This window comes from Peribacillus frigoritolerans, from assembly GCF_030676415.1.
Lineage (GTDB): Bacteria > Bacillota > Bacilli > Bacillales > DSM-1321 > Peribacillus > Peribacillus frigoritolerans_A.
The window spans coordinates 329,042-338,065 of the sequence record NZ_JAUUTW010000003.1 but is presented as its reverse complement, the minus strand read 5'-3'; the positions used below and the strand labels follow the sequence as shown (position 1 = coordinate 338,065).

Annotated in this window: 9 protein-coding genes, 1 rRNA gene and 1 riboswitch; of the genes, 3 read left to right on the top strand and 7 right to left on the bottom strand. The window is 41.5% G+C overall.

All coding sequences use genetic code 11. From position 1 onward, the window contains the following. Both Q8G36_RS05270 and Q8G36_RS05265 read right to left on the bottom strand, forming a co-directional pair. Window positions 1–107 (bottom strand): 16S ribosomal RNA (locus Q8G36_RS05270); the annotation flags it as partial. A 270-nt stretch (window positions 108–377) separates the two neighbouring features. Then, entirely contained in the window at window positions 378–1,253 is an 876-nt protein-coding gene (locus Q8G36_RS05265) for a nucleotidyltransferase-like protein (protein WP_305159292.1), read from the bottom strand. A gap of 175 nt (window positions 1,254–1,428) precedes the next feature. Here Q8G36_RS05265 and Q8G36_RS05260 point away from each other — a divergent pair, with 175 nt between their 5' ends. Continuing rightward, complete coding sequence (locus Q8G36_RS05260) at window positions 1,429–1,782, top strand: YgzB family protein (RefSeq protein WP_076371179.1); 354 nt, start codon at window positions 1,429–1,431, stop codon at window positions 1,780–1,782. Between the two features lie 100 nt (window positions 1,783–1,882). Here Q8G36_RS05260 and perR read toward each other — a convergent pair whose 3' ends face one another. The 5 genes from perR to Q8G36_RS05235 all read right to left on the bottom strand — a co-directional run bounded on the left by perR (window position 1,883) and on the right by Q8G36_RS05235 (window position 5,649). Next, window positions 1,883–2,326 carry a peroxide-responsive transcriptional repressor PerR gene (gene perR, locus Q8G36_RS05255; RefSeq protein ID WP_076371177.1) on the bottom strand — a complete coding sequence of 148 codons (444 nt, stop codon included), beginning with the start codon at window positions 2,324–2,326 and terminating at the stop codon, window positions 1,883–1,885. A gap of 156 nt (window positions 2,327–2,482) precedes the next feature. After that, entirely contained in the window at window positions 2,483–3,427 is a 945-nt protein-coding gene (locus Q8G36_RS05250; protein ID WP_305159284.1) for a D-2-hydroxyacid dehydrogenase, read from the bottom strand. A gap of 148 nt (window positions 3,428–3,575) precedes the next feature. Continuing rightward, window positions 3,576–4,685, bottom strand: coding sequence for an aminopeptidase (locus Q8G36_RS05245; protein WP_305159283.1), 1,110 nt, complete (start codon window positions 4,683–4,685; stop codon window positions 3,576–3,578). A gap of 11 nt (window positions 4,686–4,696) precedes the next feature. Continuing rightward, the gene (gene bcp / locus Q8G36_RS05240; protein WP_305159282.1) at window positions 4,697–5,167 is read right to left on the bottom strand and encodes a thioredoxin-dependent thiol peroxidase; all 471 of its coding nucleotides are present in this window, start codon (window positions 5,165–5,167) and stop codon (window positions 4,697–4,699) included. 62 nt (window positions 5,168–5,229) lie between these two features. Then, window positions 5,230–5,649, bottom strand: a complete 420-nt coding sequence (locus Q8G36_RS05235; RefSeq protein WP_034305333.1) for a potassium channel family protein — start codon at window positions 5,647–5,649, stop codon at window positions 5,230–5,232. Window positions 5,650–5,893: 244 nt separating this feature from the next. After that, window positions 5,894–6,085, top strand: a riboswitch (cobalamin riboswitch). Window positions 6,086–6,232: 147 nt separating this feature from the next. On the opposite strand from Q8G36_RS05235, the gene metE reads away from it, so the two are divergent. Both metE and Q8G36_RS05225 read left to right on the top strand, forming a co-directional pair. Next, window positions 6,233–8,539: a 5-methyltetrahydropteroyltriglutamate--homocysteine S-methyltransferase gene (metE, locus tag Q8G36_RS05230; RefSeq protein WP_305159281.1), complete on the top strand. Its 2,307-nt coding sequence runs from the start codon at window positions 6,233–6,235 to the stop codon at window positions 8,537–8,539. Next, window positions 8,536–9,012, top strand: a complete 477-nt coding sequence (locus Q8G36_RS05225) for an acyl-CoA thioesterase (protein ID WP_305159280.1) — start codon at window positions 8,536–8,538, stop codon at window positions 9,010–9,012. Before metE ends, Q8G36_RS05225 begins: the two co-directional genes overlap by 4 nt. Window positions 9,013–9,024 lie beyond the last annotated feature (12 nt).

The following is a 9,024-nucleotide window of genomic DNA, read 5'->3' as shown; positions in this document are numbered from 1 at the left end:
CGTCCGCCGCTAATCTCAGGGAGCAAGCTCCCATCGATTCGCTCGACTTGCATGTATTAGGCACGCCGCCAGCGTTCGTCCTGAGCCAGGATCAAACTCTCCGAAGAAATGTTTGACTTGCTCATTTTGCTTTTTTGATAGTGTGTGCTCACTTAAAATTTAACGTTGGCGCTTTGTTTTGTTCAGTTTTCAAAGAGCAATTTCGTTGTCGTTTACTTCGTAAGCGACTTTTACATCTTACCATGTTTCCAACTCGGTTGTCAACATGTTTTTTAAGTTTTTTTGTTTTGATGAAGCTGCGAAAGCTGATGTCCCGCAGCGACATGTATTAATATAACACCTATATTATTAATGGTCAACACTAAAATCGCATTTTTTTAAAAGTTTTTTGACACCCGATAAAACCGATGATATACCTCGTGCCCTTTTGTGTCCGCTTTAATGACGTCGATTACCTTTTTCTCAATCAAATATTCCAATAAAACACCTAAGTCGACTGAATAAAACTTAACTTCCGGATGCTCCATAAGCTCCGCAATCGTCCACGGATCTTCTTTCGCCCCCATTATTTCAACCAAATGCTGTGAACCTGCATTCGTTCTCGAATAAATAAGAAATTCACTAGCAAGGAATAGAAGCTCCAATCTTTTTTCGAGAGTTTCCTCACTGCTGATCAATTCTTTATACAACTTATAGATTTCAGGTTCCATATGCTTCACTTGGTTCCAGACCGTAACCTCCGGATAAAAACCTTGTTCAATTATTTCCAAACGGGCCAAGTGATGAAGGGAATGAACGATATGGTTGTATGCCTCAAGATAATGGCCTTTTTCAAAGAAGCTTTTCCCATCCATGTACCTGCGAATTAACTTCGCGAATTCCATCCCCATCTTTAATTTCCTTCCATAGAAGGGAAACTCCCGGATTTCGGTTTTCAAACGGTCCAAATATTCATTCCGGTCAAAAAGGACCTTCCCATTATATATCCAGTCAACCACTTTGCGGTTCGTCCCTAATAGAAGCCATTCTTTTAACTGGTCTTCCTTTACGATATGTAAGGCTGCCTTTTTATCCTGGTAAGTGTAATGTTTTAAAAACACGGCCTCTTCGGCTTCGTCTGCAATTACAAAAAGAATGTAGTCAAATGTATCGGTAATCGGGCTGTTATCATCTCTTTTTTCTATTAACAAGATTCCAAGTGTAGATTTTAAACTTGCTCGCTCTTGATAAATCGGGCGAAGGATATCTTCCATCATAAATTCCTCCAAAACCTTTTTTTTTAGACTTTCGACAAAACTCTTCAAATCCCTGCTTATTTCCCTTACCCCAAACCATTTCAATTCAAAAGTAATATGTATCCTTTATTTCTTTTTTGTTCCATCCATTGTTTATGTTATAGTTAAAGTTATATTTTAGGAGGGACAATCCATGGCTAAATATTCTAGCAAAATCAATAAAATACGCACTTTTGCTTTAAGTTTGATTTTCATTGGCTTTATTGTAATGTACCTTGGGCTTTTCTTCAAAACAAATCCTGTTGTCATGACGATTTTCATGGGGCTGGGCCTTTTATTCATAATCGCAAGCACAGGGGTTTATTTTTGGATTGGAATGCTTTCTACAAAATCGATCCAGGTTGTCTGCCCTAACTGCAGCAAACCTACAAAAATACTAGGGCGTGTAGATATTTGCATGCATTGTGAAGAACCATTGACACTTGACAAAAAGTTGGAAGGCGAAGAATTCAACGAAAAATATAACCGGAAAAGCCTGCATGACTAAAGGAATTCGGCTAGCTGAATTCCCTTTGAAGAAGTCTTTAACAATTGTATCATTTCTTCATAACATGAAAAAAAGTTCCAACCAAGTGGAGGAACTTTTTTTAATGCGATTCTTTTTTCGCACAATCCGTACAGTCGCCGTAGATTTCCATCCGATGGTGACTAACATTGAAACCGGTGACTTGTGCTGCGAAATGCTCGACTTCATCCAATGCAGGATAATCGAAATCCACAATTTTCCCGCAAGTTTGGCAAATTACATGATAATGATTCGTCGTCACAAAATCAAACCTAGCTGAAGAATCACCATACGTAAGTTCTTTTACCAAACCTACCTCACGGAACACACGCAGGTTGTTATAAACCGTTGCCACACTCATATTCGGAAACTTGCCTTCCAGCGCTTTATATATATCATCAGCGGTAGGGTGGGACATGGAGCTTATCAAATACTCAAGTATCGCATGGCGTTGAGGAGTTATTCTTACACCGGTATCTTTTAAGGAATCCAACGCTTCTTTTAACTGAACTTCAGACACCGTCATCCACCTCTTTTTCTCATTAAGTATGAATTCTTAAATTATAATATTTATAAATAGTGTACCTTTTATGCGTTGAATTTGTCAATAATTCAATGGCTTAACCATTCTTTTTTAGTTTATTCATGAACACATTGAATCTTTCCCATTTTTGCATTGAGTTTAGTATCCCCTAGATAAGTCGATTACGTTGGTGAAGTCTTTTCCAGCTTTCAGGTATTCACGCATATTTTTTTCGAATATGGCAAAGGTTCTTGGTAAATATTCTCCGCTTTTACTTGAAAGATGCGGTGTGACTGTAACATTCTCCATCCTCCAAAACGGATGCCCTTTTCCTAAAGGTTCCGGATCGAATACATCCAAGATGGCATGTGACAATTCACCGGCATCCAGGGCTTCGATCAACACTTCATCGTTAATAAGGTCGCCGCGGCCAATATTCACGAATACTGCAGATTCTTTCATTGCTTTGAAGTGTTCTTTTTGCAGAAGGCCCTTCGTTTCATCCGTACTTGGCAGGACGGATACGATATAATCGGCTCCCGGTATGACTTCCAATAAATTGTCCAGGACATAAAGGTGATCGATGGATTCCACTGGTTTCCCGCTCCGGTTCACTCCCCTCGTCGTCATCCCAAAGGCTTTCCCAAGACGAGCCACTTCCCCTCCAATTGCACCGACACCAATAACGAGCATAGTTTTGCCATTCAATTCCCCGACTTCAATCTTTCTATCCCACAATTCTTCCTTTTCATTCTTCATAAGCAGTTTCAATTTTTTTTCATATTGCAAAAGCATCCCTATCGTATACTCGGCCATCGGGATTTTATGAATGCCTCTTGCGTTGGTCACCAAAATTCCACGTTCCTCAATGGCTTTAAATGGCATTAATTCCATTCCTGCACTCATGACCATGATCCATTTCAAGTTCGCAGCTTTCCCAATGATTTCTTCAGTTAAGTCTTCACCATATGTAATTAAGATTTCCGCTTCACGAAGCGGCCCATCCGTCCATCCTTTTTGATAAATGAAGTTCAAATCAGGAAAAGCTTCCATCATCTTCGTTTGGATGCCTTCATTCGGAATGACAGTCGAAAGTATTAACATATTTATCTCTCCCTTTTTTTCAACATAAAAAAACACGGGCTCTATGTGTCCCGCGCAACTTTCTCTGAGGAGGTATTCCCTTAATAAAGCATATTCAGATGTCCCCTTTTTGATTTGGACAAAAGCCTTACCCTTATTAAAAAAGGCTTTATATTAAAGAATTTGGGTTTAAAGCATGTAATTCCGGCAAAATGAAAACGCCATCCCTTCTGATCAGGACGTTGTCAAAATAGATGTCACCACCCCCATATTCCGGACGCTGGATCAAGACCATATCCCAATGTATCGATGAACGGTTTCCATTATCCGCTTCTTCATAGGCAAGTCCAAGAGCCAAGTGCAGACTCCCGCTTATTTTCTCATCGAACAAGATATCGTCCATAGGTTCCAATATGTATGGATTGATTCCAATTGCGAACTCCCCTATAAACCGGGACCCTTCATCAATATTCAGAATTTGGTTCATTTCAGAGACACGATTGGAAGTCGCTTTGATGATTTTCCCCTTTTCCAAGTTTAATTCTATGTCACTAAAGGTGATTCCTTCATAGGTAGTGGGTGTGTTGAAGGATATCCTTCCATTGAGACTATCTTTTATGGGTGCCGTAAACACTTCCCCATCCGGTAAATTCTTTTTTCCGGCACATATGACGGCCGGCATACCTTTGATGGAAAAGGTCAAATCTGTCCTTGGTGAAACGATCCTGACTTTGTCAGTCCGTTCCATCAATTGTTTTAACGGTTTCAAGGCCGCCTCCATTTCCCCGTAATCCATGGTGCATACGTTCAAAAGAAAGTCTTGGTACCTGTCAAAGGTCATGCCGGCTTTTCGCGCTGATGCGTTTGTGGGATAATTAAGTAAGACCCAACGTCGGTTGTTTACATAGAAAAGAGTGGGGGAATTCATAGCCTCCCCTTGAAGACGGTGCCTTTCAATGGGAACATCAGTCATTTCCACATCGTTTTCTTCCCCTGTGATGATGATGACCGCATCGATATCCGTATATTTCTTCAATGCCCATTGCGAAGATGTGTCAAGTTGTTCCTTCACATTCCCTTGTAACAGGTGGCGGCTTATCTCATCGTCTTCGAGTTCTACATATGGATAAGCACCCACTCTGTATATTTCATCAATCAGCTCTTTCAATAATGGCTTCGTGTTGATATGCCCCCGTATGAGGATTCTCTCTTTTGGCTGTAATTGTATCGAATGATGAATCAGCCTGGCTGCAAGCTTCGTTATTCGCTCATCCTTCATCTGCCTGTCCCTTATTTTTCGAGGTCGCGAAGGGTTTCAAGCGCTTCTTCAACGTGGCCTTTGACTTTTACTTTACGCCATTCTTTGACTACCTTACCAGCCTTATCAATCAGGAAAGTTGAACGTTCAATGCCCATATACTCCTTGCCGAAGTTCTTTTTCAATTGCCACACATCAAATGATTCAGCGGCTTCATGATTTTCGTCAGCCAGCAGCAGAAAAGGCAATCCATGTTTTTCGATGAATTTTTCATGACGTGCTGCCGGATCTGGGCTTATACCAATGATGACCGCGTTCAATTCCTCGAATTGCTCATTATGGTCCCGGAAATCACAGGCCTCCGTCGTGCAACCTGGCGTCATGTCTTTGGGATAAAAATATAAAACAACGTATTTCCCCTTAAAATCCGATAGGGAAACCATTTCACCATTGTTTGCAGGGAGTTTGAAATCAGGTGCATTTTCTCCAATTTTAACAGTCATATTGAACCCTCCATTTCTTTCATTATGGTAAGAGTACCCAATAATCGAAAGAAACACAACTTTCATTTATCCTTCCTATCTTTCTGCTCAAGATCGATCACCGTCCGAATCACGAACGCTGCCGGCAGTGTATACCCGATGAAAGCCTGAATGGTAGCTATCATCCTGCCCATGCCAATCGGAGCGATATCTCCATACCCTACTGAAAACATCGTCATCGCACTAAAATAAAAAGAAGTCTTCAATTGTTCATAGAAAGTGCCATCCAATCGATTGCCCATATCAAGAATCACCGAATGATTCTGAAGCTCGTATAATAAATAAATCAGTGCAAATCCAACTAATATCGTCGCATATAAATTGCCAAGCCACAGCATATCCTCCAGAGAAAACTTCTTTCCTCCCGACTCAACAAGAAATAACGTACGAATGCTCATCACCATGCAAAAAATGATTCCTGCAATCAAGATGTAGAAAGTCATCCCCCACGCCCCATTTCAAAACGCCACTTCCTCTATACATACTCCCTGTCCAATCAATATATTCTTTTTTAGGAACAGACCTCATCCTTATACCCACACACCCAATTAACGTATACTTTTCCCGAATCTTTTTTTCCATGTTGACCCTTTTGGTCGGATATGTTAAGATTGTCTAAATTTTTATAATAGTTTTTATTTTATAAATATTTGACCTGCAAACAATGAGCAAGGCAGGTTTTGCAAAATTTCATATGTGGAAATAGGTTCCTAATTTTCATTAGGATTAAAAGGGAAGTCCGGTGTAATTCCGGCACGGTCCCGCCACTGTAATGGGAATGTTAGCGCCATCCAATATGCCACTGATCAACGGATCGGGAAGGCCCGCCGCTAATGATATTCCCTAAGTCAGGAGACCTGCCTATTTCGACAACACTGTTTTAACCTACGGGAGATAGGGAGGTGTTAGGAACCTTATAATTGTAAGGGGCATTCTGCATGCCTCTTTATTTTAAGCATTTCTAACTTTCTCTTTTGACGGTTAGGGATGCTTTTTTTATTGTTCAAATCAAATGAATGTAGGAGGATGGAAATTTTGAAAAGCAGTAGTTTGGGTTACCCTCGAATCGGGGAAGATCGTGAATGGAAACGTACATTGGAAGCTTACTGGTCCGGAAAAATCGATGAAGCAGAATTTACGGCACAACTAAAAGCCATCCGTTTAGGCAACTTACAAAAACAGAAGCAACGAGGCATTGATATCATTCCTGTCAACGACTTCACTTTCTATGATCAAATGCTCGATATGTCCGTCATGTTCGGTCTTGTTCCCGATCGTTATTCAGCTTATGAAGGTGGTAGCGTTCCCCTTTCCGTTTATTATTCAATGGCTCGCGGAAACAATGATGAAGTCGCTTCCGAAATGACGAAATGGTTCAATACGAACTATCACTATATTGTCCCTGAATTAAAAGTGCCACAGCTGACTTTAACAGAAAATAAACCACTTGCAGCATATCGGGAAGCCAAGGAAATGCTAGGGATTGAAACGAAGCCCGTGTTGATCGGACCTTATACTTTCATCTCCCTTTCCAAAGGCTTCAATAAACAAGAAATCCCTGGCATCATCCTGAGCCTGCTTCCCCTATACACGCAAATCCTGCAGGAGTTGGAGCAAGAAGGCGTGAAGTGGGTTCAAATGGACGAACCTTCTCTTGTTTCATCCATTTCCAAAGATGATATGCAAACCGTTACTTACCTCTATGAAAAACTGAATGAAGCAGCACCAAACCTGAACATCATGCTACAAACATACTTTGATTCCGTGGAACACTACCAAGAAGTCATCGAATTAAAAGTCCAAGGAATCGGTCTTGATTTTGCACATGATAAAGGGAGGAATCTTAGTAATCTTGAAGCATTCGGCTTCCCGAAGGACAAAGTGCTTGCTGCAGGTGTGATTGACGGAAAAAACATTTGGCTATCTGATTTATCGAAAAAAATCCAATTGATCGAGACTCTTAAGAAAAAGGTATCCGAAGACCAAATCTGGCTTCAGCCCTCTTGTTCCCTGCTTCATGTCCCAGTGACCGTTCATAATGAAACCGCCCTTTCAAAAGAAGTGAAAGATGCCCTTGCTTTCGCTGATGAGAAACTTGAGGAAATCACACTATTGGTTAAGGGGAATAATCAGGGCTTTGAAGCAATCGAAGAAAAAGTCGCTGCTAATAAATTTACGATTCAAACGTTAGCTAGTTCAAATGCACGGAATCATGGGAGTGTACAATCCAATGTCGAAAAGGTAAAAACCAGGACCGCCGGCCGTCAGCTTCCATTTAAAGAGCGTTACCAAAAACAACAGGGATTTTTCAAATTGCCTTTTCTTCCTTCGACTACAATCGGTAGCTTTCCGCAGACATTTGAAGTTAAACAAGCACGAGGGAAATTCAAAAGAGGAGAATGGACCGCTCAGCAATATGAAACATTCGTTAACGAAGAAATTGGCCGTTGGATCGAAATCCAAGAAGAAATCGGTTTGGATGTTCTCGTTCACGGGGAATTCGAACGGACTGATATGGTCGAATACTTTGGCCATAAGTTAGGCGGATTCGTCTTTTTGGAAAAGGGTTGGGTACAATCCTATGGATCCCGCTGCGTGAAACCACCAGTCATCTACGGCGACATCCATTTCATCGAACCGATGACAGTCAGGGAAAGTGTATTCGCACAATCACTGACGAAGAAGACGGTAAAGGGAATGCTTACAGGTCCTGTAACGATTTTGAACTGGTCATTTGTCCGTGATGATATTTCCAGGGAGAATGTTTGCTATCAGCTGGCGCTCGCTTTGGAAAAAGAAGTCATTGCATTGGAATCAGCTGGAATTAAAATGATTCAGGTTGATGAGCCTGCACTTAGAGAAGGCCTGCCATTGAAAAAAAGCGATCGCGACGAGTATTTGAACTGGGCTGTAAATTCATTCTTGATATCCACATCAAGCGTGGAGGATACAACCCAAATTCACACGCATATGTGCTATTGCGACTTCAACAGTTTCATGGATGTCATCTCCTCCCTCGATGCCGATGTAATTTCCATCGAAACATCCCGTAGTCATGGGGAGCTTGCTTCCGCATTCGAGGCAAAAACATATGAAAAAGGTATTGGCCTGGGTGTGTATGATATTCACAGCCCCCGTGTGCCGGCAGTGGAAGAAATGGTCGATATGATTGAACGGGGCATCAAGGTATTGGATAAAGACCAGTTTTGGATCAACCCCGACTGCGGTCTGAAAACAAGGGGTCTCCCGGAAACCGTCGCTTCCCTGAAAAACATGGTCGAAGCAGCAAAAATCGTCCGTGAAAACCTTTTAGCTAAACCAACAGGCAAATGATTGAAAAGAACGTTGCCCATCCAACCCAGCAGTCACGGACTTTTTTAACCGACCTTGTTTTTCCACCGGATACAAATCATCACAATACCATCTTTGGCGGAAAAGTAATGGCCTATGTTGATAAAATAGCCTGCATTTCAGCTATGCGCCATTGTCGAAAACCCGTCGTGACTGCTTCAAGCGACTCTTTTGATTTTTTGGCCCCCATCAAGACAGGGGATGCAATCAACCTTGAAGCTTATGTCACCTGTGCTCATCGCACATCAATGGAGGTATACGTGAAAGTGGAGCGTGAGAACCTATTAACAGGTGAAAAACAGCTTACGGCACGCGCTTTTTTAACGATGCTGGCCATTGATGAAGACGGTAAGCCGACAAACGTACCTCAGGTCATTCCGGAAACGGAAGAGGAAAAGCAGCAATATGTTCACGCACAAGCAAGATATATTGAAAGAAAGAAAAAACGGAACTAAAACAAAAGCCCC

Excerpts from the sequence above, each read along its gene's own strand:
- Q8G36_RS05265 (WP_305159292.1), bottom strand. The coding sequence starts at position 1,253 with ATGGAAGATATCCTTCGCCCGATTTATCAAGAGCGAGCAAGTTTAAAA.
- Q8G36_RS05260 (WP_076371179.1), top strand. The coding sequence starts at position 1,429 with ATGGCTAAATATTCTAGCAAAATCAATAAAATACGCACTTTTGCTTTA.
- perR (WP_076371177.1), bottom strand. The coding sequence starts at position 2,326 with ATGACGGTGTCTGAAGTTCAGTTAAAAGAAGCGTTGGATTCCTTAAAA.
- Q8G36_RS05250 (WP_305159284.1), bottom strand. The coding sequence starts at position 3,427 with ATGTTAATACTTTCGACTGTCATTCCGAATGAAGGCATCCAAACGAAG.
- Q8G36_RS05245 (WP_305159283.1), bottom strand. The coding sequence starts at position 4,685 with ATGAAGGATGAGCGAATAACGAAGCTTGCAGCCAGGCTGATTCATCAT.
- bcp (WP_305159282.1), bottom strand. The coding sequence starts at position 5,167 with ATGACTGTTAAAATTGGAGAAAATGCACCTGATTTCAAACTCCCTGCA.
- Q8G36_RS05235 (WP_034305333.1), bottom strand. The coding sequence starts at position 5,649 with ATGACTTTCTACATCTTGATTGCAGGAATCATTTTTTGCATGGTGATG.
- metE (WP_305159281.1), top strand. The coding sequence starts at position 6,233 with ATGGAAATTTTGAAAAGCAGTAGTTTGGGTTACCCTCGAATCGGGGAA.
- Q8G36_RS05225 (WP_305159280.1), top strand. The coding sequence starts at position 8,536 with ATGATTGAAAAGAACGTTGCCCATCCAACCCAGCAGTCACGGACTTTT.